The sequence below is a fragment of the Sphingomonas jejuensis genome (genome assembly GCF_011927695.1).
In the GTDB taxonomy this organism is placed as follows: Bacteria; Pseudomonadota; Alphaproteobacteria; order Sphingomonadales; family Sphingomonadaceae; genus Sphingomonas_K; species Sphingomonas_K jejuensis.
The window spans coordinates 89,554-112,419 of the sequence record NZ_JAATJE010000001.1; the positions used below are offsets into that span (position 1 = coordinate 89,554).

Below are 22,866 nucleotides of genomic sequence, written 5' to 3' on the forward strand. Positions count from 1 at the left end.
AGCGTCAATCAAGGCGGCGGGCCCGCCATGCCGGCGCGGCAGAGGTCGCGGGAACCGCGACGATATCGGCATCGCCGACATTCCCCTCGAACAGTTCTCCTGCCGCCGTGGAGAAGCGCAGCCGCCGCCCGACGAGCGACGCATCGCTGATCGGCTGATCGGCAAGCGTGCCCGTGACCTGCTGACGCCGCTGGTCCAGATCCAGGAAAAGCTGAGATCCGTCGGCCCGGTCGATCTGCCAACGGCCGCCCGCAATCGCGGGGACGATCCACAGATAGATGTTGCGACCATCGACGACACGGTGCTCGTCGGGCGTCCAGTCACCGATCAGAAATGCGTGGCTGACGATGCGCGTGCCCGGACGAAGCTCAGTCAGCAGCTTGGCTTCCAGCCGCCTGTTGATCGCGGGCAGGAGGTACAGTGCAACAACATCGGCATCGCGGATGACCGATCCGAACAGATCCTCCCGCACGAAGCGGACCGAGCCGTCGAGCCCCTCCTGACGGGCCTGAGCGGCCGCCCGCGCAGCAAGGGCGGGATCGATCTCCACCCCGCGCGCCCGTGCGCCTGCCCGCCCCGCCGCCAACGGGATGCGCCCATCGCCAGACCCCAGGTCGACCAGCAGTTCACCGGGCTTCAGCGCCGCGAGTTCGAGCATCGCCGCCACCACGGGGGCGGGGGTGGGGACGTAGGGAACGTCGTAGGACGGCTCCGGATCGCGCGAGACGATCGCCGGCCCAAGCGGAGCGAGACCGCCGCTGCCGCCACAGGCGGACAGGGAGCAGGCCGCCGCCAGCAGCAGGAGGCCGCCGGGCCGCATCACGCCAGCGCCGACTCCCGACCCATCAGCCGCGGGAAGAAGCCTTCGTGCGCCTCGCGGAGCTGGTCGAGGGTGACGACATGATCCTTGTCGCGCGTTTCGACGATGATGCGCTTGCCCGCGGTGCGACCGATCGGATCGACGTCGACGCCGGCGGCCTTTGCACCGTGAAGGAAGGCAGCGAGCGCATGGTCGTGAACGGTGACGATGTAGACGCCCTGATCCTCGGCGAACAAGGAGGCTGCGGTGTCGAACGGCATCGGCTTGTCCAGGATGGCACCGATGCCGGAGGCGAGCGCCATTTCGGCGACCGCGACAAGCAGGCCGCCGTCCGCCACGTCGTGCGCCGCGGTGACCTGGCCCGCCGCACTGGCGGCACGCAGGTAATCGCCGGTACGACGCTCATCGGCGAGGTCGACACGTGGCGGAGGGCCGTCTTCCCGGCCGAAACATTCACGCAGCCACAGCGACTGGCCGAGATCGCCGCGCCGCGTGCCCAGCGCCAGGATGATGTCGCCGACCTGCTTGAAGTCGATGGTGATGCTCTTCTGCCAGTCGGCCAAAAGCCCGAGGCCGCCGATCGCCGGTGTCGGGAGGATGGCGGAGCCGCCGCCGGTCGCCTTCGATTCGTTGTAGAGGCTGACGTTGCCGGACACGACCGGGAAGTCGAGCGCGCGGCAGGCCTGGCCCATGCCGTCGATGCAGCCGGTCAGCTGGCCCATGATCTCCGGCCGCTGCGGGTTGGCGAAGTTGAGGCAGTTGGTGATGGCGAGCGGGGTTGCGCCAACGGCGGTGAGGTTGCGCCAGGCCTCGGCCACCGCCTGCTTGCCGCCTTCGACCGGGTCGGCAAAGCAGTAGCGGGGGGTGCAGTCTGTCGTGATGGCGAGCGCCTTGGAAGTGCCGTGGACCCGAACCACCGCCGCGTCGCCGCCCGGCCGTTGAACGGTATCGGCGCCGACCATGTGGTCATACTGCTCCCAGATCCAGCGGCGCGACGCGATATCGGGCGATCCCGTCAGCGTGACGAGGTCGGCGGCGACGTCTGTGCATTCCGGTACGTCGACCAATGCTCGGGCGGGCGGTGTCGGGGTCGACGGCCGGTCGTACAGCGGCGCTTCGTCGGCCAGCGGTGCGAGCGGGATGTCGCAGACTACGTCGCCCTTCCACTTCAGCACCATCCGCCCCGTATCGGTGACGTGGCCGATGACGGCGAAATCGAGCTGCCATTTCAGGAAGATTGCCTCGGCCTCCGCCTCGCGGCCGGGCTTCAGCACCATCAGCATGCGTTCCTGCGATTCGGACAGCATCATCTCGTAAGGCGTCATTCCCTGTTCGCGCTGGGGAACATCGTCCATCATCAGTTCGATGCCGACACCGCCCTTCGATGCCATTTCGACCGAGGAGGACGTCAGCCCGGCGGCGCCCATGTCTTGAATGGCGACGATCGCGTCGGTCGCCATCAATTCGAGGCACGCCTCGATCAGCAGCTTCTCGGTGAAGGGATCGCCGACCTGCACGGTGGGGCGCTTCTCCTCCGTGTCGTCGGAGAAGTCCGCCGATGCCATGGTCGCACCGTGGATCCCGTCACGTCCCGTCTTCGAGCCGACATAGACGATCGGGTTGCCGACGCCGGACGCCGCCGAATAGAAGATCTTGTCCGTATCGGCGATGCCCACGGTCATCGCGTTGACGAGGATGTTGCCGTCATAGGCGGGGTGGAAGTTCACCTCGCCGCCGACCGTCGGCACGCCCACGCAATTGCCGTAGCCGCCGATGCCGCGAACGACGCCGGAGATGAGGTGCCGCATCTTCGGGTGTTCGGGCCGGCCGAAGCGCAGCGCGTTCATGTTCGCCACCGGGCGCGCACCCATGGTGAATACGTCGCGGAGAATGCCGCCGACACCGGTGGCCGCGCCCTGATAGGGTTCGATGTAGCTCGGGTGGTTGTGGCTCTCCATCTTGAAGATGGCGGCCTGACCATCGCCGATGTCGACTACCCCGGCGTTTTCGCCGGGTCCGCAGATCACCTGAGGTCCGGTGGTTGGCAGCGTCTTCAGGTGGATGCGCGATGATTTGTAGGAGCAATGCTCCGACCACATCACCGAGAAGATGCCGAGCTCGACAAGGTTCGGCTCTCGGCCGAGCGCGCGCAGCACGCGGTCATATTCGTCGGGGGAGAGGCCGTGGTCGGCGACGACCTGGGGAGTGATCGGGCTGGTCATGGCGACGGGCGTTAGCGCCCGGATGCGTCCCTGTCAGCCGGGAAGCGCGGGTGCCCGGCAGGACACCCGCGCCAAATGAGATGTTAGTTGCTGTTGCAGCTCTGGCTGGCGGCGCCCGGCCGCGCGATGGTGACGGAGCTGCCCGAGCCCGACACGGTGATGCCGTCGGCCGTGTAGGGGCCGCCCGCGCTTTCCGCCGTCAGGCGAGTCGGCTCAGCGCCCTGCTCAAGCCGGAAGTTAGCCGTGTTGTTGTTGAAGAATTCCACATAGGCCAGGCTGTTGTCGCGGCAGCGATAGGTGCGGCTGGCGGTGATCGAGGGCGGAAGCTCGACCGGCGCGGCGTTGGCAAGTTCGCGCGCCATCGGATCCGGCGTGCCGCCGACCACTTCGGGCTCGGACTCGCCGCAGGCGGACAGGGTGAGGGAAACCGCGGTTGCGGCGGCGAGGATGAGGTGCTTGCTGGTCATGGCGGGCGCCTTCTTGCCGGTGTGTTGCAGGGCGTCAAGCAAAAGGCACCCTCATTTGTTGCATTGCACAGGTCACATGGTGCGATGCACCCCGCATCGCGGCGACCAAGGCAGCGCCGGAGCCATTGCCGTCGCGGCGCGGCGCGCTAAGTCAGGCGGATGAGCATCACGGCCGCACATTCGCTCGCGCTGATCGGCAACACGCCGCTGGTTCGACTCGATTTCCCGAGCCGGGAGACCGGGTGCGAGGTCTTCGCCAAGTGCGAGTTCACCAATCCGGGTGGGTCGGTGAAGGACCGTGCCGCCCTCTTCATGGTGGAGGATGCCGAGGCACGCGGACAGCTGCGGCCTGGCGGGACCATCGTTGAGGGAACGGCGGGCAACACGGGCATCGGGCTCGCGCTGGTCGCCAACGCCAAGGGCTACCGCACGGTGATCGTCATGCCGGAGACTCAGAGCCGCGAGAAGATGGACACGCTGCGCGCGCTGGGTGCCGAGCTCGTACTGGTGCCGGCTGCGCCCTACTCCAACCCCGGCCATTTCGTTCATACGTCACGCCGCATCGCGGAGGAGACCGACAACGCCATGTGGGCCAATCAGTTCGACAACATCGCCAACAGGAAAGCACACGTCGTCGGCACGGCCGAGGAGATCTGGCAACAGATGGACGGCCGCATCGACGGCTTCACCTGCGCGGTGGGAACCGGCGGAACGCTGGCCGGCGTGGGGCTGGGCCTAAAGGCGCACGATCCCAACGTGGCGATCGCGCTGACCGACCCGCACGGGGCTGCGCTCTACGACTATTATGCGCATGGCGAGCTTCGCAGCGAAGGGTCGTCGGCGGCGGAGGGCATCGGGCAGGGCCGGATCACCGCCAACCTGGAAGGGGCGCCGATCGACACCCAGTTCCGCATCGGCGATCCGGAGGGGCTGGAGATGGTCGATCGGCTGCTGGCGGAGGAAGGGCTGTGCCTCGGCCTGTCGTCCGGCATCAACGTGGCGGGCGCGATGGCGCTGGCGCGCACGCTGGGGCCGGGCAAGCGGATCGTGACGATTCTGTGCGACAGCGGGTTCCGCTACCTGTCGACGCTCTATGATCCAGACTGGCGACGGGCGAAGGGTCTGGAGCGCGTGGCGGCGGCCGACTCGGCGGCAGCATGATGTTCGACAAAGCGGGCGGCGCGCGGTAGCGTCTGCACGATGGCGAGCGGGAACAGCGAGCGAGGGCAGCGGGTCCGCGTCGGATTGACGGGGCTCGCGGCGGTGCTGGTGATCGTGGCAGCAGTGGCGGCGATCTTCGAGAGCGCAACGGACGACCCGGCGACGGTGGCGGTGGCCGAGAACGGCATGGGCAACGATGCGTCATCGGCGGACGAGCCGCTGGCGCAGATCGGCGTTGTGCCGTCGAGCGAAACCGCCAATCAGGCGCTGGACCTTGTCCCCGAGACACCGCCTGAGCCGATCGACCCGGTACCGCCGCCCGCCACAGCCAATTGACGATGCGCTTGGCGGCGCTGATTGCGGCGTTCCTGCTGGCGTCCTGCGCAGAGGCGCCCGCGGAGCCGGTGCGGGAGCGGCCGCCACTGGGGCTCATCTCTGCACTTCCGCTGCTGTGGGGCGAGGCCGATATCGGCGAGCTGCTGGCAGGGCGCGGGCGACGCGCGCCGGCGCTGGCGCTGATCGACGAGCATTTCGCGGTGGAGCCGATCGATGCGGTCAACGCCGAGACGCTGCGGCGGCACCGCCTCCTCCTGATCGCGCAGCCGCCGGTGGCAAGCCCGCAGGAGCTGGTCGCGCTGGACGGCTGGGTGCGCGCGGGCGGACGCGCCCTGATCCTCGCCGATCCGCTGCTGGCATGGGACAGCCGCTATGGCCTGGGGGATCCCCGGCGGCCGCCGCCGGTGCATGGACTCGACCGGTTGCTGACGCATTGGGGGATCGCGATCGATCCGGCGGCGGCGGCCGGCAACGTCATCGATGTCGGCGGCCGGGCGATCACCACGACGACGCCGGGTCGGCTGCGGCGAATCGGCGGGGGCTGTGCCGTGGCTCCGTTTCTGGCGCGGTGCCGGCTTGGGAGGGGCGAGGTGCTGATCGTGCCGGATGCCGACATGCTGGATGAGGACCATGTTGACGGTCGGATCGACGGCAATGTCGATGCGATCGTTGCGCTGCTGGGGTCCTTGGCGCGGGAAGAGGGGCGTGCAGCCCAACCACCTGATTCCGGCTGAGATTCGCTGAAGATGCCGTTTGGCCAATGAGCCGAATGGAGGTTCCGTCCCCAGTTTTCCCGTAAATTCCCGTTGTTTCCCGCTCACTCCCAAGGTATTGGAGGAGGTGAAGGGGCGGGGATTCTCGCACGTTGGCGGCACGCGGTCCGGGCGCTGAAAATGCGGCTTTCCGGCAATGGCGGAGCCTTGCCCCTCGCGAGGGCATGGCTTGACCGACCGGGACTTCTTTCAAGGATTTTCGATCAGCGCGATCGACGGCAAGGGCCGTGTCGCGATGCCCGCCGCCATGCGACAGGCGATCGAGACCAACAGCGGGGAAGAGCGCCTGGTCATCGCCAAGCACGCCAAGGATCCGTGCCTGATCGGCTACGGCCGCGATTACCTGAAGCGGGCGCACGAGAAGCTGGAGCAGGCGGAGGCGCAGCGCGTCGCGACCGGCCAGGACATCGATTACAACGCCAAGCGACGCGCCTTTGCGCTGACCGAGGACGTCCCCTTCGACAAGTCCGGCCGGTTCGTCATGCCCGCCTTCTTCGCGGCGCGCGCAAAGCTCGACGGCCTCGCGATGTTCATCGGCTGGGGCGATTATTTCGAGATCTGGAACCCGGAGGTCGCGATCGCGACGGACGGCGTCGATCCCGAGGTCAAGGAAGCCGCCGAGTATCTCCTGAGCACCCGGAGGGCGAAGTGAGCGCCGCCCCCCATGTCCCCGTGCTGCTGCAGCCGGTGATCGACGGCCTGGCCCCCGCCCCCGGCGAGCTGCATGTCGACGGCACCTTCGGCGCGGGCGGATACACCCGCGCGATCCTGGCGCGCGGCGCGCAGGTGATCGCGTTCGACCGCGACCCGGCCGCGATCGCCGACGGCCAGGCGCTGGTGGCGGAGGCGGATGGTGCCCTGACGCTCGTCCAGCGCCGCTTTTCCGAGCTGGCGACGGTCGTGGAGGCGGCCGATGGCGTGACGCTCGACATCGGCGTGTCCTCCATGCAGCTGGACCAGGCCGAGCGCGGTTTCTCCTTCCAGTCCGACGGGCCGCTCGACATGCGCATGGAGCAGGCGGGCGAGAGCGCGGCGGACTTCGTCAACGAGGCGGACGAGGGCGAGATCGCCGACGTCCTGTTCAACCTGGGCGAGGAGCCGCGGGCGCGGCGGATCGCGCGTGCCATCGTCGCCGCGCGCCCGCTGTCGCGGACCGGCGAACTGGCCGAGGTCGTGCGCCGCGCGGTCGGCCACCGGCCGGGCGAGAAGAAGGATCCTGCCACCCGCACGTTCCAGGCGATCCGCATCCACCTCAACCGCGAGCTCGGCGAGCTGGAAGACGGGCTGGAGGCGGCAGAGGCCGTGCTGAAGCCCGGCGGCCGCCTGGCGGTGGTGACCTTCCACAGCCTGGAGGACCGCATGGTGAAGCGCTTCCTGCGCGAGCGGTCTGGCGCGACGCCGGCAGGGTCGCGGCACCGCCCCGCGCCCGCGACGACGCGCGCGCCAAGCTTCGAGCAGGTCGCGCAGCCGGTGAAGGCGGACGATGCGGAACTGGCCGCGAACCCGCGGGCACGATCGGCGACATTGCGGCTGGCACGGCGAACCGCCGCGCCGGCCTGGGGACGTATGCGTAATTCTGGGGAGACGGCGAAATGATCGCGCATCGGTTGCAGCCGATCGGGTGGGTGGCGGCGGTCGCGGTGGCGGCGCTGATGTTCTACCTCGTGTCGCTGCGGGTGGCGACCGAGCGCGCGGCGCTGGACGACACCAACCGCGCGATCGCGGCGGCGGAGCGCGACATCCGCAGGCTGGGGACCGAGCTCGCCACGCGCGGATCGCTCCACCAGCTCGACCGCTGGAACCGGCAGGTGCTGTCGCTGACCTCCCCCAAGGTCGACCAGTATCTCCAGGGCCAGCGCCAGCTTGCCGCCTTCGCCATCGACGCGGTGCCGGCTGCCCCGGCCGGCGGCGCGCAGATGATGCAGGCCAGCGCGACCGCGCCGGCGCCAAGCGAGCCGCGCCTGATCCTCGCGGTCGTGCCCGATGCCGCGCGCGCCCCCGCCCCGGTGATCCGGACCGCCGCCGTCGCGGTGGCGCCGCCGATGCCGACGCTGCAGAAGGCGGCCTACACGCCGACCCTGCTGGGATCGGGCACGCTGGACGACCTGGCCCGCCGCGCCGAAGCGGAAGCCGGCGACCGGTGACGACGCTTACCGCCCCCATCCCGCGGTCCCGCATCGCGGCTCCGGCCACCCGGCCGGGGCCGTTCGCGTACACGGTGGGGCAGGTGCGGCTGGCGATGCTGCTGGCGCTGTTCGCGCTGCTGACGCTGGCCGTGGTCGGGCGGATCGGGTGGCTGGCGGCGGCGGGCGCACAGGCGAACACGCCCCAGCGCGCGATGCTGGGCGCCGGCCGTGCCGACATCGTCGACCGCAACGGCGTGCCGCTGGCGCGCACGATCGAGGCATGGTCGGTCGGCATCCATCCCGCCAAGGTGATCGGCGACAAGGCCCGGCTGGCGGTCGAACTCAACCGGCTGATGCCGGAAAAGACGGTTGCGCAATATCGGGCGATCCTGTCGTCGGGGCGGACCTTCACCTATCTGCGCCGGCGCGCGATGCCGGAACTGGTGGCGGCGGTGAACGCGCTGGGCGAGCCGGGCATGGCGCTGGCGCGCGAGCCGGAGCGGCTCTACCCGCAGGCGACGCTCGCCGCGCATGTGCTCGGCTATCTCGATTTCGACGGGCGCGGCGTGACGGGCATGGAGCGCCTGCTGGACGAGCGGCTGTTGCAGGCGGGGCCGGGCGGCGCGCCGGTTGCGCTGTCGATCGACAGCCGGGTGCAGGCGGCCTTGGAGAGCGAACTGGATTTCGCGCGGGTGAAGCATTCCGCGATCGGCGCGTCGGGCGTGATCGTGGACGTGCGCACCGGCGAGGTCGTCGCGATGGCGTCGCAGCCGGTCTACAATCCCAATCGCCCGGGCCGCACCGCGCCCGAGACGCTGCGCAACAACATGACGCAGAGCGTCTACGAGCTGGGATCGACGTTCAAGCCGCTGACGCTGGCCAACGCCATCGAGCACCGGGTGGTCACCGACCTGTCCAAGAAGTGGGACGCGAGCCATGCGCTGGCGATCGGGCGGTTCCGGATCACCGACTTCAAGGGCGAGAACCGGCCGCTGACCGCGGTCGAGATGCTGGTCTATTCATCGAACATCGTGACGGCGCGGGTCGCCGATGCCGTCGGCGCGGAGCGACAGATCGCGCTGTTCCGCCGGCTGGGCTTCGATCGCCCGCCGGAGATCGAACTGAAGGAAAAGGGCTGGCCGCTGTTCCCGAAGGACTGGGGGCGCGCCACGCTGCTGACCACCGGTTACGGCCACGGCATCGCGGTGACGCCGCTGCACCTGGCGTCCGCCTATGCCGCGCTGGTCAACGGCGGAGTGATGCGGCCGCTGTCCCTGCTGAAGCGCGATCCGGCGCACCTGCCCGAAGGACGGCGGGTGTTCTCCGAGGAGACGAGCCGCACGATGCGCGGGTTGCTGCGCATGGTGGTGATCGACGGATCGGGCAAGAACGCCAACGTCGCCGGTTACCGCATCGGCGGGAAGACCGGCACCGCCGACAAGAACCGGGGCGGGCGGTACGGCATCAACGCGCGCGTTTCGACCTTTGCCAGCGCCTTTCCGATGGACGATCCGCGTTACGTCGTGATCGTCAGCTTGGACGAGCCGCGCCCGACGGCCGACACCTATGGCTATGCCACGGCGGGTTGGACGGCGGCGCCGATCGTCGGCCGGCTGGTGCCGCGGATCGGCCCGATGCTGGGCGTGTTCCCCGACGTGAACCGCGAAGCCGACATCGGGCACTTGATTCCGCTGGTCTGGAAGCCGAAGCGCGGCTGATGCAACTGGGCGCCCTCCATGACGGCGGCGGCGACGTGGCGGTCACGGGGTTCGCCATCGACCACCGCAAGGTTGCGCCGGGCACGATCTTCGGCGCGTTCAAGGGCGCGCGCTTCAACGGCGAGGACTATATCGACCAGGCGGTTGCGGCCGGCGCCGTGGCGGTGGTGGCGCGGCCGGGCGTGCGTGTCGACGGCGCGGTGCACATCGCCGACGACAGCCCGCGCCGGCGCTTCGCCCTGCTCGCCGCGCGCTACTTCGCCCCGTTCCCCGAGACGGTGGTGGCGGTCACCGGCACCAACGGCAAGACATCCACGGTGGAACTGACCCGCCAGCTGTGGCGGATGGCGGGCGAGGCGGCGGCATCCATCGGCACGCTGGGCGTGACGACCGGCGAGGAGCGGGTGGCGACCGGTCTGACGACCCCCGACGTGGTGACGTTCCTGGCCAATGTCGCCGGCCTGGCGCGCGAGGGCGTGACGCACCTGGCCTTCGAGGCGTCGAGCCACGGCCTGTCGCAGTATCGGACGGAGGGCCTGCCCGTCCGCGCGGCGGGGTTCAGCAACCTCAGCCGCGATCATCTCGACTATCATGGCGACATGGCGGCCTATCTGACGGCGAAGCTCCGGCTGTTTTCCGAAGTTGTCGACGATGGCGGAACGGCGGTGGTGTGGGCGGACGACGAGGCGTCGCCGCGCGTGATCGACCTGGCGCGCGCCCGGCGGCTGCGGCTGATCACGGTGGGGACGCAGGGCGCGGACCTGCTGCTGATGGCGCGCGCGCCGTCGCTGCTGGGGCAGAAGCTGACGGTGGGGTGGGACGGCGCGACCTTTGACGTGATGCTGCCGCTGATCGGCGCCTATCAGGCGGCAAACGCGCTGGTGGCGGCGGGGCTGGTGATTGGCTGCGGTGGCGACCCGGCGGCGACCATCCGCAACCTTGCCCGCCTGCAGCCGGTGCGCGGACGGCTGGAGCGCGCGGCGATCGCCCGCAACGGCGCGCCGGTCTATGTCGACTACGCCCACACCCCCGACGCGCTCAGCGCCGCTGCGGAGGCGCTGCGCCCGCATGCCGACGGACGGCTGATCCTGGTGTTCGGGGCCGGCGGCGACCGCGACGCCGGCAAGCGGCCGGAGATGGGCGAGGTGGCGGCCGCCAGCGCCGACCTGGTCATCGTCACCGACGACAATCCGCGCGGCGAGGACCCCGCCGCCATCCGCCGGGCGGTGCTGGCGGGCGCGCCGGGCGCGCGCGAGATCGGCAGCCGGCGCGATGCCATCGCCGCCGCGATCGGGGAAGCGGAGGCGGGTGACATCGTGCTGATCGCGGGCAAGGGGCACGAGCAGGGGCAGATCGTCGGCGCGGGCGAGGACATGCGGGTGCTGCCGTTCGACGATGTGAGCGTCGCGCGCGAGTGCGCGGCATGACGGCCCTGTGGACCTCAGACGAGATCGCGGCCGCGACCGGCGGCACCGCGACCACCGCGTTCGCGGCAGACGGCGTCGCGTTCGACTCGCGCGAGGTCGGCCCCGGCGACCTGTTCGTGGCCTTGAAGGGCGAAGCGACGGACGGCCACCGCTTCGTGCCGGGCGCGCTGGCGTCGGGCGCGGCCGGGGTGCTGGTGTCGGAGCATGCGGACGGGCCGGCCGTCGTCGTGCCGGACACCATGGCGGCCTTGGACGATCTGGCGCGCGCGGCGCGGGCGCGCATGGCGGGCACGGTGATCGGCGTGACCGGATCGGTCGGCAAGACCGGCACCAAGGAAGCGCTGTTCCAGGCGTTCGACCGGATCGCGCCGGGCCTCGTCCACCGATCGGTCAAGAGCTACAACAACCATACGGGCGTTCCGCTCAGCCTGGCGCGGATGCCGCGAGACACGCGGTTCGGCGTGTTCGAGATGGGGATGAGCGCGGCCGGCGAGCTGTCGGCGCTGACCCGGCTGGTGCGGCCGCACGTGGCGATCGTCACCGCCATCGCGCCCGCGCATGGCGCCAACTTTTCCGGGGAAGCCGCGATCGCGGCGGCGAAGGCGGAGATCTTCGAGGGGCTGGAGCCGGGGGGCACCGCCATCCTGCCGGAAGACAGCCCGCACCGCGACCTGCTGCACGCCGCGGCCGCACGGCATGCGGACCGGGTGCTCAGCTTCGGCAGCGGGCGCGGCGCCGATGTGCGCGCGGTGGACGTGACGCCGGGTGCGCGCGGAACCCAGGTCACCGCCGCGCTGCCGGGCGGGCGCACCCTGTCCTTCACCGTCGCGCAGCCGGGCGCGCACTGGGTCAGCAACGCGCTGGCCGTGATCGCGGCCGTCCACGCGGCGGGCGGCGACGTGGCGCGGGCCGGGCTCGCGCTGGCCGAGCTGCCGGGGCTGGCGGGTCGCGGCGCGCGGTTGCAGGTGCCGGTGGCGGGGGGCACCGCTCTCCTGATCGACGAAAGCTACAACGCCAATCCGGCGTCCATGCGCGCGACGCTGGCGGTGCTGGGCGCAACGGGCGCGGCGCGCCGGATCGCCGTGCTGGGCGGCATGCGCGAGCTTGGCGCAGAGGCGGACGCGCACCACCGCGCGCTGGCCGAGCCGCTCGGGGCGGCCGCCGTCGACTATGCGATCCTGGTGGGCGCGGAGATGGCGCCGCTCGCCGAAAGGCTTGAGGGGCAGGCCGATTTCGCGCATGTGCCCGACGCGGCGGCCGCGCGCGCGATCCTGGAGGAGCGCCTGCGCCCCGGCGACGCCGTGCTCGTCAAGGGATCAAACGCGATCGGGCTCAGCCGCCTGGTCGAGGCGTTGGCTGCGTCCAAAGGGGATTGAAGCGGGATGTTGTACCTGATCGCGGAGGCGCTGGGCTTCCCGGGCATCCTGAACCTCATCCGCTACCAGAGCTTTCGCACGGGAAGCGCGGTTGCCACCGCGCTCATCATCGGCCTGATCATCGGACCGCGTTTCATCGGCTGGCTGCGCGTGCGGCAGGGCAAGGGCCAGCCGATCCGCGCCGACGGTCCCCAGAGCCACCTGGCCAAGCGCGGCACGCCGACGATGGGCGGCCTGATGATCCTGACCGCGCTCACCATCTCGGCGGTGCTGTGGGTGGAGCCGGGCAACCCGTTCGTGTGGGCGGTGCTGTTCGTGACGCTGGGCTTCGGCACGATCGGGTTCCTGGACGACTATGACAAGGTCAAGAAGTCGAGCCACAAGGGCCTGTCGGGCAAGATGCGCCTGCTGCTGGAATTCGCGATCGCGGGCGGAGCGAGCTGGCTGATCATCAGCCAGACGTCCACGCTCCTCTACCTGCCGTTCGTCACCGGCGTCGCCATCGACCTGGGCCCGTTCTACATCGTGTTCGCCGCCTTCGTGATCGTGGCGTTCGGCAATTCGGTGAACCTGACCGACGGGCTCGACGGGCTGGCGACGATGCCCGTCATCATCGCGTCGGTCGCGTTGATGATGATCGTCTACCTGGCGGGCAACGCGCGCTTTGCCGACTATCTGGGCATCCCGCACGTGCCCGGCGCGGGCGAGCTGGCGATCATCTGCGGCGGCATCGTCGGTGCGGGCCTTGCCTTCCTGTGGTTCAACGCGCCGCCGGCCGCCGTCTTCATGGGCGACACCGGATCGCTGGCGCTGGGCGGGGCATTGGGCGCGATCGCGGTGACGGCGCATCACGAGATCGTGCTGGCGATCATCGGCGGATTGTTCGTGGTCGAGGCGCTGTCCGTCATCATCCAGGTGTTCTTCTACAAGCGCACGGGCAAGCGCGTGTTCCGGATGGCGCCGATCCACCATCATTTCGAGCAGCTGGGATGGTCGGAGCCGACGGTGGTGATCCGGTTCTGGATCATTTCCTTCGCGCTGGCGCTGGCCGGCCTGTCGACGCTGAAGATCCGGTGATCCTGTCGCGGGCCTGGGCGGGCAAGCGTTACGCCGTGCTGGGCCTTGCGCGGTCCGGCCGCGCGACGGTTGACGCGTTGCTGGCGGCGGGCGCCGCCGTGGTGGCATGGGACGGGAGCGCCGACGCACGCCAGACGGTCGATCCGCGCGCCGAGATCGCCGATCCGACGACCATCGACCTGGCCGGCTTCGCAGCTGTGGTCGTGTCGCCTGGCATCCCGCTCAACCGCCATCCGATCGCCGGCCATGCCGCGGCAGCGGGCGTGCCGGTGATCGGCGACATCGAGCTGTTCGCCGAGGCACGCGCCGAGTTGCCACCGCACAAGGTGGTCGGGATCACCGGCACCAACGGCAAGTCGACCACCACGGCGCTGGTGCACCATATCCTGAAGACGGCGGATGTGCCGACGCTGATGGGTGGCAACATCGGGCTGCCGATCCTGGCGCAGCAGCCGCTGCCGGCAGGCGGCGTCTATGTGCTGGAGCTGTCGAGCTACCAGATCGACCTGACGCGGACGCTCGACTGCGACGTGGCGGTGCTCTTGAACGTCACGCCCGATCATCTCGACCGATATAAAAGCTTCGAGGCCTATTCGGCATCGAAGGCGCGGCTGTTCCTGATGCAGTCGGACGGACGTACCGGCCTGATCGCCGAGGACGACACGGAAGCAGACGAGATCCTGTCCCGGTTGGAGCATGAGCATCAGCGCTGGCGCGGGATCGAGTCCTTCCACCACGCCACGGTCGCGGACCGCCAGGCGGACTGGCCCGCGTTGCAGGGGCCGCACAATGGCCAGAACGCGGCCGCCGCGATCGAGGCGTGCGAGGCGCTGGGCCTCGACGAGGACGCCGTGGAGGCGGGGCTGCGCAGCTTTCCCGGCCTGCCGCACCGGATGGAGCGGGTGGCGGAGCGGGGCGGCGTGATCTTCGTCAACGACAGCAAGGCGACCAACGCGGAGGCGGCCGCGCCCGCGCTCGCCAGCTTCCCATCGATCCGCTGGATCCTGGGCGGGCGCGCGAAGGCGGCCGATCTGGACGCGTGCGCGCCCCACTTCGCGCATGTCCGCCATGCCTACACGATCGGCGAGGCCGGCGAGACCTTCGCCGAGCTCCTGCGGCCGCACATGGCGGTGACCGCGTGCGCGACGCTGGACAAGGCAGTGGCGCGCGCGGCGGCGGATGCGGCGGCGGGGGACACGGTGCTGCTGTCGCCGGCGGCAGCCTCGTTCGACCAATTCACCGATTTCGAGGCGCGGGGGCGCGCATTTGCCGATCTGGTAAGGGCAATGGCATGACGGACGTGATGCGGGGCGGACGCAAACCGATGGCGCGGCTGGGCCGCGCGGACCAGAGCCCGATGGCGGTCTGGTTCTGGGAGATCGACCGCGTTCTGCTGATGCTGGTCACCGTGCTGATCGCGATCGGGCTGATCGCGGTGGCCGCCGGATCGCCGGCCGCGGCCCACCGTTATTCGGGCGCGGCCATGACCTTTCCGCCGCTTTATTATTTCTGGCGCCAGCTGATCTGGGTGATCCTGAGCCTGCCGGTGATGCTGGGCGTGTCGATGCTGCCCAAGCAGATGGCGCGGCGCCTGTGCCTGGCGGCGGCGGGCGTGCTGATGGTCTGCCTGATGCTGGTGCCGGTGATCGGCGTGAACGTGAACGGGGCCAACCGCTGGCTGGGCATGGGCTTTGCCCAGTTCCAGCCGTCCGAGTTCCTGAAGCCCGTGTTCGTGGTGTCGCTGGCCTGGCTGCTGTCGCTGAAGCAGCAGGACGCGAGCCTGCCGGTGGTGCCCCTGTCCGGCGCGATCGTCGGGTTGATCGCCGTGTTGCTGATGGCGCAGCCGGATTTCGGCCAGACGGTGGTGTTCATCGCCATGTGGGGCGCGTTGTTGCTGCTGTCGGGCGTGTCGATGCGGTGGATCGGCGGGCTGGCGCTGGCCGGCGTGGCGGGCGTGATCGGCGCGTACCTGTTCTATCCGGTGGCGACGCGGCGCATCAACGACTTCCTGTTCCAGGCGGGCGACACCTATCAGACGGACATGGCGCACGACACGATCACGGCGGGCGGCCTGTTCGGCACCGGCCCCGGCGGCGGCACCGCCAAGTTCCGGCTGCCGGAAGCGCACACCGACTATATCTTCTCGGTGATTGGCGAGGAGTTCGGCCTGATCGCCTGCGCCATCGTCGTGCTGCTGTACCTGGTGATCGTCGCGCGGGTGCTGGTGAAGCTGCTGGACGAAGAGGACAGCTTCACCATGCTGGCCGCCGCCGGCCTGGCGACGCAGTTCGGCGTGCAGGCCTTTATCAACATGATGGTCAATGTCGGGCTGGCGCCCGCGAAGGGCATGACCCTGCCCTTCATCAGCTATGGCGGGTCGTCGATGATCGCATTGGGCCTCGGCATGGGGCTCTTGCTGGCCTTTACCCGGCGCAACCCGTTCCTGAAGCGATCCCCCTATCTGGCGGGGCGGGGAGCGACGCGTTGAGCCAGTTCGTTCTCGCAGCCGGCGGCACCGGCGGACATATGACGCCGGCGCAGGGCCTGGCGGAGGTGCTGATCGCACGCGGACACCATGTCGCGCTGGTGACGGATGCGCGCGGCGCCCGGATCCCGGCGCTGTTCGAGGGCATCCAGACGCACATCCTTCCCGCCGGGCGGGTGAGCGGCGGGCCGCTCGGCTGGCTGCGGGCCTGGCAATCGATCCGTGACGGGCGCGCGATGGCGCGGCGGCTGTACCAGTCGTTCGAGCCGTCGGCGGTGATCGGCTTTGGCGGGTATCCGGCGCTGCCGGCGCTGCTCGCGGCGCTGAAGACCGGCGTGCCGGCGATCGTGCACGAGCAGAACGCCGTGCTCGGCCGCGTCAATCGCCTGCTCGCCGGGCGGGTCGACGCGATCGCCACCGCCTATCCGGAGGTGTCGCGCATCAGCCGGCGCGCGGCCGCAAAGGTGCATCTGGTCGGCAATCCGGTGCGGGCCGAGGTGAAGGCGCTGCGCGACCTGCCGTATCCGCCGCTGGACGAGCATGGCCCGTTCCGGGTGCTGGTGACGGGCGGAAGCCAGGGCGCCACCATCCTGTCCGATGTCGTGCCGGAAGGGCTGTCGATGTTGCCGCCCGCCTTTCGCCGGCGGCTGCAGGTGACGCAGCAGGCGCGCGCGGAGGACCTGGAGCGGGTTCGCGCGCGCTATGCCGAGTTCGGGATCCCGGCGGACGTCGCGACCTACCTGCCTGATCTGCCGGAGCGGCTGGGATGGTCGCACCTGGTGATCGCGCGGGCGGGGGCATCCACCCTGGCCGAGCTGACGGTCGCGGGGCGGCCCGCGATCCTGGTCCCGCTGCCAAGCGCGATGGACGACCACCAGACCGCGAACGTGCGCGAGCTTGTCGCCGCCGGCGGGGCGCGGTCGATCCCGCAGACCGACTTCACGCCGGTCAACCTCGCCAAGCAGATGCAGAAGCTGGGCCTGGAACCCGACGCGCTGGCCAATGCCGCGCGCCGGGCGTGGGACGCGGGCCGCCCGGACGCGGCCGAGCGGCTGGCCGACTTGGTCGAGGGGTTGGCGGCATGAAGGGCGTCGCGCTCGACATCGGCGTCATCCACTTCGTCGGGATCGGCGGCATCGGCATGTCCGGCATCGCCGAGGTGATGCACAACATGGGCTATCAGGTGCAGGGCAGCGACGTGGCCGAGGGCACCACCGTCGAGGCGCTGCGCGGACGCGGCATCCGGGTGGAGATCGGGCACCGGCCGGAGAATGTCGACGGGGTGGCCGTGATCGTCACGTCCACCGCGGTGAAGCGCGGCAACCCGGAAGTGGAGCGTGCGCTGGAGCGGCGCATCCCGGTGGTGCGCCGGGCCGAGATGCTGGCCGAGCTGATGCGCCTGAAGTCGACGGTGGCGGTGGCCGGCACGCACGGCAAGACCACGACGACGTCGATGGTGGCCGCGGTGCTGGATGCCGGCGGCGTCGACGCCACCGTGATCAACGGCGGCATCATCAACAGCTATGGCTCCAACGCGCGGCTGGGCGCCAGCGACTGGATGGTGGTGGAGGCCGACGAGAGCGACGGCAGCTTCCTGCGGCTGGACGGGACGATCGCGATCGTCACCAACATCGATCCGGAGCACCTGGATCATTACGGATCGTTCGACGCGGCGAAGGACGCCTATGTCGAGTTCGTCGAGAACGTCCCCTTCTACGGCGCGGCGATCCTGTGCATCGACCATCCGGAGGTGCAGGCCATCCTGCCGCGCGTGCGCGACCGCAGGATCGTCACCTACGGCTTTGCCGCGCAGGCGGACGTGCGCGCCGACGCGGTCGAGCGGGTGGACGGCGGCAATCGCTTCGACGTGATCGTGCGCGACCGGGACGGCGGCAGCCGGCGGATCGAGGGCGTGACGCTCCCCATGCCGGGCCGGCACAATGTGCAGAACGCGCTTGCCGCGATCGCGGCCGGGCTGGAGCTGGGCATCGACGATGCGGTGATCGTCGGCGGTTTCGGGCGCTTTGCCGGGGTGAAGCGGCGCTTCACCCGCGTCGGCGAGGTGCCGGTGGCGGGCGGTCAGGCGCTGATCATCGACGATTACGGGCACCATCCGGTCGAGATCCGCGCCGTTCTCGCCGCCGCGCGGGAAGCGGCGCGGGGCCGGGTGATCGCGGTGGTGCAGCCGCACCGCTACACCCGGCTCGCCGGGCTGATGGACGAGTTCCAGGGCGCGTTCAACGACGCCGATGCCGTGTTCGTGACGCCCGTCTATGCAGCGGGCGAGAGCCCGATCGAGGGCGCGACGGCGGCCGATCTCGCCGCCGGCCTCAGGCGGCGCGGCCACCGCGAGGTGGTGGAGGTCGCCGATGCGCCCGCGCTGGCGGCGGCGCTCGCCCCCATGATCCAGGCCGACGACCAGGTGGTTTGCCTGGGCGCCGGCGACATTACGCGCTGGGCGGCCGGCCTGGCGCAGGCGATCGGGAGCGCCAGGGCATGATGCAGGATCCGTTCGCCGCCTGGCTCAACCTGTCGCGCCAGGCGATCGACGCGCAGAGCAAGGCGGTCGACGCCGGCACCAAGTCGCTGGGCATCGCCGAGGCCGGCGTGGCCATGCAGAAGGCGGCCCTGTCTGCGGGTGAGGCGAACATGGCGGCGTGGCAAAGCTGGGCCAAGCTGTGGGGCATTCGGTGAACGACGCGGCGCTGTCGCCCGCCCCCATGCCGGCGGTGCGCGGCCGGCTGACCGCGGACGCGCCGCTGGCGCCGCTCGTGTGGTTCAAGGCGGGGGGCGCGGCTGAATGGCTGTTCGAGCCGCAGGATGCCGACGACCTGACCGGCTTCCTCCAAGCGCTCGATCCGGCAGTGCCGGTGATGGCGCTGGGCCTGGGATCGAACCTGATCGTGCGGGACGGCGGCGTGCCGGGCGTGGTGGTACGCCTGGGCAAGGCGTTCGCCACCGTCGAGCGGACCGGCGACGAGGCGCTTCGCTGCGGGGCGGGGGCGAGCGGGATCCTGGTGTCATCGACGGCGCGGGACGCGGGGATCGCGGGGCTGGAGTTCCTGCGATCGATCCCCGGCACCGTCGGCGGGTTCACCCGGATGAACGGCGGCGCCTATGGCCGCGAGGTCGCCGACATCCTGGTCGAGGCGGAGGTGGTGCTGAGGACGGGAGAGCGGCGCACGCTCAGCCGCGCCGACCTCGGCTACACCTATCGCCACAGCGCGCTGCCGGAGGGCGCGGTGGTGATCGGCGCGACGTTCAAGGGCATGCCCGGCGACCCCCAGGCGATCCAGGCGGAGATGGACCGGATCGCGGCGGAGCGCGAGGCGTCGCAGCCGCTGCGTTCCAAGACCGGCGGGTCGACGTTCAAGAACCCGCAAGGACACAAGGCCTGGGCGCTGATCGATGCGGCCGGCTGCCGGGGATTGCGGCTGGGCGATGCCCAAGTGTCGGAGAAGCATTGCAATTTCATGCTGAATCTCGGAGGGGCCACGGCTCGCGAGATCGAAGCGCTGGGCGAGGACGTACGCAACCGCGTGCGGGCCCACAGCGGCGTCGAGCTTGAATGGGAGATCCAGCGGGTGGGAGTACAGGCATGACATCGACGCCGCTGCACATCGTCGTGCTGATGGGCGGATGGTCGGCCGAGCGCCAGGTGTCGCTGCTGTCCGGCGCGGGCGTCGCCGATGCGCTGGAAAGCCTTGGCCACCGCGTCACCCGCATCGACATGGGGCGCGATGTCGCCGCCCGGCTGGCCGATGCGAAGCCCGACCTGGTGTTCAACGCGCTTCACGGCACGCCGGGAGAGGACGGGTCGGTCCAGGGCATGCTCGACCTGATGGGGCTGCGCTACACGCACAGCGGCATGGTCGCGTCGGTGATCGCCATCGACAAGCAGCTGACCAAGCAGGCGCTGGTGCCGCACGGCATCCGCATGCCGGCCGGCGTGGTGGTGGAAAGCCGCAGCCTCCACGAGCATGACCCCATGCCGCGGCCTTATGTGCTGAAGCCGGTCAACGAGGGATCGTCGGTCGGGGTCGCGATCATCACCGCCGACAGCAACCATGGCCAGCCGATCAGTCGGGACGTCGCCGGTCCGTGGACCGCGTTCCCGCACCTGCTGGCCGAGCCGTTCATCCGCGGCCGCGAGCTGACGGTCGCGGTGCTGGGCGGCGAGGCGCTGGCGGTGACCGAGCTCAGGCCGAAGAGCGGCTTCTACGATTACGACGCGAAATATACCGACGGGATGACCGAGCATGTCTGCCCGGCCGACGTGCCTGCCGACGTGGCGGACGAGGCCAAGCGGATGGCGCTGGCGGCGCACCGGCTGCTCGGCTGCCGAGGCGCATCGCGATCCGACTTCCGTTGGGACGACGAGCAGGGGGTGGACGGCCTCTACCTGCTTGAGGTGAACACACAGCCGGGCATGACTCCGCTGAGCCTGGTGCCCGAACAGGGGCGCTTCGTTGGCCTCGATTACCCGTCGCTGGTCCAGCGCATCGTCGACGAGGCGTTGGCCGAGGACTGGCCGGCCACCGGAAGCGCAGCGCGGTGAGCGGCGCGCGCATCCGGCGCGGCGAACAGGCTCCCCGGTCGCGCGGCCGGGCGCCGGCGCGCCGCAAGGCGAAGCCGGGAGTAGCGGCGCGGCTGCTGTCGGCGGTGCCGGTCGCCCCGGAGACGATCCGCAGCGTGACGGCGTGGAGCGGGCTGGTGCTGGCGGGGGCCGCGGCCGTCACGGCGGCGCACCTGGCCGGATTGTTCGGTCTCGCCTGGGTGTCGGCCGCGGAAGCCACCGGCCGGGCGGGGCTGCGCGTGGAGCATGTGAACGTCCAGGGCCTGAAGCGCATGGACGAGCTGACCGTGCTGGCCGTGGCGCTGGAGGACGGTGCGCAGGCGAAGCCGATGCCGCTCGTCTCGCTCGAGCCGATCCGGCAGCGGCTGCTGACCTATGGTTGGATCGCGGATGCGCGCGTGTCGCGGCAGTTGCCGGACACGATCACCATCGACATCGTGGAGCGCGAACCGGCGGCGGTCTGGCAGCACCGCGGACGGCTGGTGCTGGTCGACAGGGCCGGGGTGGTGCTGGAGCCGGTCGGCATCGACGCGATGCCGGACCTGCCGCTGGTGATCGGCGCGGATGCCAATGCCCAGGTCGCAGGGCTGGAGACGCTGCTTGCCAAGACGCCGGCGATGCGCCCGATGCTGGCAGCCGCGACGTGGATCGGTGGGCGGCGCTGGGACCTCCGGTTCCAGTCGGGCGAGATCCTGGCGCTGCCCGAGGGCGGATCGGCGGCATCCACCGCGCTCGTGAAGTTCGCGAGCATGGACGCCCGCGACCGCCTGCTGGGGCGCGGGTTCGAACGGTTCGACATGCGCGACCCCACCCGCATGGTGGTGCGCGTGAACCGCGACAACGGAAGCATCGACGAGGCCGGCGCGGCGGCGGGCGCAGAAGCGTCGCCGCGGCTGGCGGCCAGGACGACGACATGACGGGCGGGGCATCATCTGGGGGAGCGCGGGCATGAAGGGGCGTGAGCGGAACGCGGGGCAGCGGTCGGACGGGCAGCTGATCACCGCCCTGGACATCGGATCGTGGAAGGTGTCGGCCCTGATCGCCGAACGCCGTGACGACGGCACGATCGCCGTCCTGGGAACGGGCCAGCGCGAAAGCCGGGGCGTGAAGCGCGGTTACATCGCCGACATGGGCGCGACAGAGATCGCCGTGCGCGAGGCGGTGGAAGGCGCCGAGCGGATGGCGGGCATCAACATCGAGGATGTCTGGGTCAGCTTTTCGGCCGGTGGCCTGGTGTCCAAGCTCGCCTCGGTCGAGGTCGAGCTGGGCGGGCACCGGATCGAGCAGGAGGACATCGACCGGCTGCTCGCCAAGGGCAACGGGTCGATCGATCCCGAAGGCCGGATGGTGCTGCACGCGCAGCCGGCGCTCTACACGCTGGACGGGCTGAACGGGGTGCGAAAGCCGCTGGGTCTTCACGCCGACCGGCTGGCCGTCGACATCCATGTGGTGGCCGCCGACGGCTCCCCGGTCCGGAACCTGGACCTGTGCGTCCGGTCCGCGCACCTGGAGGTGAAGTCGATCGTCGCGGCCCCGGTTGCGACCGGCATGGCGTGCCTGTCGGAAGAAGAGCGCGAACTGGGCGTCGCACTGGTGGAGCTGGGCGCGGGGGTGACCAACGTGTCGCTGTTCGCCGGCGGGCAGCTGGTCGGGCTGGCGTCGCTGCCGATCGGCGCGGCCGACATCACCGACGACATCGCCACCACATTCGGGACGCGCCGGCAGCAGGCGGAGCGGCTGAAATGCTTCTTCGGGTCCGCGACCGCCACGCCGCGCGACAACCACGACATGATCGAGGTGCAGCCGATCTCCGCCGAGGATGACGGCGCCGAGGGCGTCCGGATCACGCGCGCGCAGCTGATCGCGGTGATCCGCCAGCGGCTCGAGCAGCTGATGGGTGAGATCGGCGGCGCGCTGAAGGCGCTGGGCTTCACCGGTCCGATCGGGCGGCAGGTGGTGCTGACCGGCGGCGGCGCCGAGCTGAAAGGCATCGCCGATTACGCGCAGCAGGCGCTGGGCCGCGCCGTCCGCGTCGGGCGCCCGCGCGGCCTGTCGGGCATGCCGGAAGCGCATGGCGGCCCGGGGTTCGCGGCGCTGGCAGGCCTCATCCATTACGCCGCGTCAGACCCGGTCGACCTGCGCCAGCTGATGCCGGCGGAGCAGACGGTGGTGCGCGCGGCGGGGCCGGCGATGCTCGGCCGCCTCATCCAGGCGGTGCGGCAGGGCTTCTGAGCGCAAAAATCCGGGGTCGCGTCACTTTTGACGTGAAACCCGGAATCACATGGTGCAGAATCGTTAAAGG

22 protein-coding genes are annotated in these 22,866 nt (G+C 70.4%); 19 read left to right on the plus strand and 3 right to left on the minus strand.

Going from position 1 to position 22,866, the window contains the following annotated elements; translation table 11 throughout:
• Nucleotides 1-4 precede the first annotated feature (4 nt).
• From GGR88_RS00540 to GGR88_RS00550, 3 genes are all read right to left on the minus strand, one after another.
• Complete coding sequence (locus GGR88_RS00540) at nucleotides 5-823, minus strand: methyltransferase domain-containing protein (protein ID WP_167951959.1); 819 nt, start codon at nucleotides 821-823, stop codon at nucleotides 5-7.
• Complete coding sequence (purL, locus tag GGR88_RS00545) at nucleotides 820-3,042, minus strand: phosphoribosylformylglycinamidine synthase subunit PurL (RefSeq protein ID WP_167951961.1); 2,223 nt, start codon at nucleotides 3,040-3,042, stop codon at nucleotides 820-822. Before purL ends, GGR88_RS00540 begins: the two co-directional genes overlap by 4 nt.
• Before the next feature lie 83 nt (nucleotides 3,043-3,125).
• The gene (locus GGR88_RS00550) at nucleotides 3,126-3,509 is read right to left on the minus strand and encodes a hypothetical protein (RefSeq protein ID WP_167951963.1); all 384 of its coding nucleotides are present in this window, start codon (nucleotides 3,507-3,509) and stop codon (nucleotides 3,126-3,128) included.
• A gap of 159 nt (nucleotides 3,510-3,668) precedes the next feature.
• Here GGR88_RS00550 and GGR88_RS00555 point away from each other — a divergent pair, with 159 nt between their 5' ends.
• The 19 genes from GGR88_RS00555 (at nucleotide 3,669) to ftsA (ending at nucleotide 22,796) form a co-directional block, all read left to right on the plus strand.
• Nucleotides 3,669-4,670 carry a cysteine synthase A gene (locus GGR88_RS00555; RefSeq protein ID WP_167951965.1) on the plus strand — a complete coding sequence of 334 codons (1,002 nt, stop codon included), beginning with the start codon at nucleotides 3,669-3,671 and terminating at the stop codon, nucleotides 4,668-4,670.
• 39 nt (nucleotides 4,671-4,709) lie between these two features.
• Nucleotides 4,710-5,006 (plus strand): hypothetical protein, encoded by a 297-nt coding sequence (locus GGR88_RS00560; protein ID WP_209023158.1) that lies wholly within the window; start codon nucleotides 4,710-4,712, stop codon nucleotides 5,004-5,006.
• Between the two features lie 8 nt (nucleotides 5,007-5,014).
• Nucleotides 5,015-5,740, plus strand: coding sequence for a Gldg family protein (locus GGR88_RS00565; protein WP_167951967.1), 726 nt, complete (start codon nucleotides 5,015-5,017; stop codon nucleotides 5,738-5,740).
• 208 nt (nucleotides 5,741-5,948) lie between these two features.
• Nucleotides 5,949-6,431, plus strand: coding sequence for a division/cell wall cluster transcriptional repressor MraZ (locus GGR88_RS00570; protein WP_167951969.1), 483 nt, complete (start codon nucleotides 5,949-5,951; stop codon nucleotides 6,429-6,431).
• A complete protein-coding gene (gene rsmH / locus GGR88_RS00575; protein WP_167951971.1) occupies nucleotides 6,428-7,375 on the plus strand; it encodes a 16S rRNA (cytosine(1402)-N(4))-methyltransferase RsmH in 948 nt (315 codons plus the stop codon). Before GGR88_RS00570 ends, rsmH begins: the two co-directional genes overlap by 4 nt.
• Nucleotides 7,372-7,923 (plus strand): hypothetical protein, encoded by a 552-nt coding sequence (locus GGR88_RS00580; RefSeq protein ID WP_167951973.1) that lies wholly within the window; start codon nucleotides 7,372-7,374, stop codon nucleotides 7,921-7,923. Before rsmH ends, GGR88_RS00580 begins: the two co-directional genes overlap by 4 nt.
• Entirely contained in the window at nucleotides 7,920-9,623 is a 1,704-nt protein-coding gene (locus GGR88_RS00585; RefSeq protein WP_342449679.1) for a peptidoglycan D,D-transpeptidase FtsI family protein, read from the plus strand. Before GGR88_RS00580 ends, GGR88_RS00585 begins: the two co-directional genes overlap by 4 nt.
• A complete protein-coding gene (locus GGR88_RS00590; protein WP_167951975.1) occupies nucleotides 9,623-11,050 on the plus strand; it encodes a UDP-N-acetylmuramoyl-L-alanyl-D-glutamate--2,6-diaminopimelate ligase in 1,428 nt (475 codons plus the stop codon). Before GGR88_RS00585 ends, GGR88_RS00590 begins: the two co-directional genes overlap by 1 nt.
• Nucleotides 11,047-12,426 (plus strand): UDP-N-acetylmuramoyl-tripeptide--D-alanyl-D-alanine ligase, encoded by a 1,380-nt coding sequence (locus tag GGR88_RS00595; RefSeq protein WP_167951977.1) that lies wholly within the window; start codon nucleotides 11,047-11,049, stop codon nucleotides 12,424-12,426. Before GGR88_RS00590 ends, GGR88_RS00595 begins: the two co-directional genes overlap by 4 nt.
• Nucleotides 12,427-12,432: 6 nt before the next feature.
• A complete protein-coding gene (mraY, locus tag GGR88_RS00600) occupies nucleotides 12,433-13,503 on the plus strand; it encodes a phospho-N-acetylmuramoyl-pentapeptide-transferase (RefSeq protein WP_167951979.1) in 1,071 nt (356 codons plus the stop codon).
• Nucleotides 13,500-14,798 (plus strand): UDP-N-acetylmuramoyl-L-alanine--D-glutamate ligase, encoded by a 1,299-nt coding sequence (murD, locus tag GGR88_RS00605; RefSeq protein ID WP_167951981.1) that lies wholly within the window; start codon nucleotides 13,500-13,502, stop codon nucleotides 14,796-14,798. Before mraY ends, murD begins: the two co-directional genes overlap by 4 nt.
• Complete coding sequence (locus GGR88_RS00610) at nucleotides 14,795-15,991, plus strand: FtsW/RodA/SpoVE family cell cycle protein (protein ID WP_167951983.1); 1,197 nt, start codon at nucleotides 14,795-14,797, stop codon at nucleotides 15,989-15,991. Before murD ends, GGR88_RS00610 begins: the two co-directional genes overlap by 4 nt.
• On the plus strand, nucleotides 15,988-17,073 hold the full coding sequence (murG, locus tag GGR88_RS00615; protein ID WP_280742078.1) for an undecaprenyldiphospho-muramoylpentapeptide beta-N-acetylglucosaminyltransferase: 1,086 nt from the start codon (nucleotides 15,988-15,990) through the stop codon (nucleotides 17,071-17,073). The genes GGR88_RS00610 and murG overlap by 4 nt, the downstream gene beginning before the upstream one ends.
• A complete protein-coding gene (murC, locus tag GGR88_RS00620) occupies nucleotides 17,070-18,488 on the plus strand; it encodes a UDP-N-acetylmuramate--L-alanine ligase (protein ID WP_167951985.1) in 1,419 nt (472 codons plus the stop codon). Before murG ends, murC begins: the two co-directional genes overlap by 4 nt.
• Entirely contained in the window at nucleotides 18,485-18,682 is a 198-nt protein-coding gene (locus tag GGR88_RS00625; protein WP_167951987.1) for a hypothetical protein, read from the plus strand. Before murC ends, GGR88_RS00625 begins: the two co-directional genes overlap by 4 nt.
• A gap of 26 nt (nucleotides 18,683-18,708) precedes the next feature.
• Nucleotides 18,709-19,590 carry a UDP-N-acetylmuramate dehydrogenase gene (murB, locus tag GGR88_RS00630; protein WP_167954249.1) on the plus strand — a complete coding sequence of 294 codons (882 nt, stop codon included), beginning with the start codon at nucleotides 18,709-18,711 and terminating at the stop codon, nucleotides 19,588-19,590.
• Entirely contained in the window at nucleotides 19,587-20,546 is a 960-nt protein-coding gene (locus GGR88_RS00635; protein WP_209023160.1) for a D-alanine--D-alanine ligase, read from the plus strand. Before murB ends, GGR88_RS00635 begins: the two co-directional genes overlap by 4 nt.
• The gene (locus tag GGR88_RS00640; RefSeq protein ID WP_167951989.1) at nucleotides 20,543-21,481 is read left to right on the plus strand and encodes a cell division protein FtsQ/DivIB; all 939 of its coding nucleotides are present in this window, start codon (nucleotides 20,543-20,545) and stop codon (nucleotides 21,479-21,481) included. Before GGR88_RS00635 ends, GGR88_RS00640 begins: the two co-directional genes overlap by 4 nt.
• Before the next feature lie 31 nt (nucleotides 21,482-21,512).
• Nucleotides 21,513-22,796: a cell division protein FtsA gene (gene ftsA / locus GGR88_RS00645; RefSeq protein WP_167951991.1), complete on the plus strand. Its 1,284-nt coding sequence runs from the start codon at nucleotides 21,513-21,515 to the stop codon at nucleotides 22,794-22,796.
• The last annotated feature ends 70 nt before the right edge of the window (nucleotides 22,797-22,866 follow it).

Bases quoted from the DNA above. Each gene is read 5' to 3' on its own strand.
- purL (WP_167951961.1), bottom strand. From the start codon at position 3,042: ATGACCAGCCCGATCACTCCCCAGGTCGTCGCCGACCACGGCCTCTCC.
- GGR88_RS00590 (WP_167951975.1), top strand. From the start codon at position 9,623: ATGCAACTGGGCGCCCTCCATGACGGCGGCGGCGACGTGGCGGTCACG.
- GGR88_RS00610 (WP_167951983.1), top strand. From the start codon at position 14,795: ATGACGGACGTGATGCGGGGCGGACGCAAACCGATGGCGCGGCTGGGC.
- GGR88_RS00595 (WP_167951977.1), top strand. From the start codon at position 11,047: ATGACGGCCCTGTGGACCTCAGACGAGATCGCGGCCGCGACCGGCGGC.
- GGR88_RS00625 (WP_167951987.1), top strand. From the start codon at position 18,485: ATGATGCAGGATCCGTTCGCCGCCTGGCTCAACCTGTCGCGCCAGGCG.
- GGR88_RS00550 (WP_167951963.1), bottom strand. From the start codon at position 3,509: ATGACCAGCAAGCACCTCATCCTCGCCGCCGCAACCGCGGTTTCCCTC.
- GGR88_RS00580 (WP_167951973.1), top strand. From the start codon at position 7,372: ATGATCGCGCATCGGTTGCAGCCGATCGGGTGGGTGGCGGCGGTCGCG.
- mraY (WP_167951979.1), top strand. From the start codon at position 12,433: ATGTTGTACCTGATCGCGGAGGCGCTGGGCTTCCCGGGCATCCTGAAC.
- murB (WP_167954249.1), top strand. From the start codon at position 18,709: ATGCCGGCGGTGCGCGGCCGGCTGACCGCGGACGCGCCGCTGGCGCCG.
- GGR88_RS00555 (WP_167951965.1), top strand. From the start codon at position 3,669: ATGAGCATCACGGCCGCACATTCGCTCGCGCTGATCGGCAACACGCCG.
- GGR88_RS00635 (WP_209023160.1), top strand. From the start codon at position 19,587: ATGACATCGACGCCGCTGCACATCGTCGTGCTGATGGGCGGATGGTCG.
- ftsA (WP_167951991.1), top strand. From the start codon at position 21,513: ATGAAGGGGCGTGAGCGGAACGCGGGGCAGCGGTCGGACGGGCAGCTG.
- murC (WP_167951985.1), top strand. From the start codon at position 17,070: ATGAAGGGCGTCGCGCTCGACATCGGCGTCATCCACTTCGTCGGGATC.
- GGR88_RS00560 (WP_209023158.1), top strand. From the start codon at position 4,710: ATGGCGAGCGGGAACAGCGAGCGAGGGCAGCGGGTCCGCGTCGGATTG.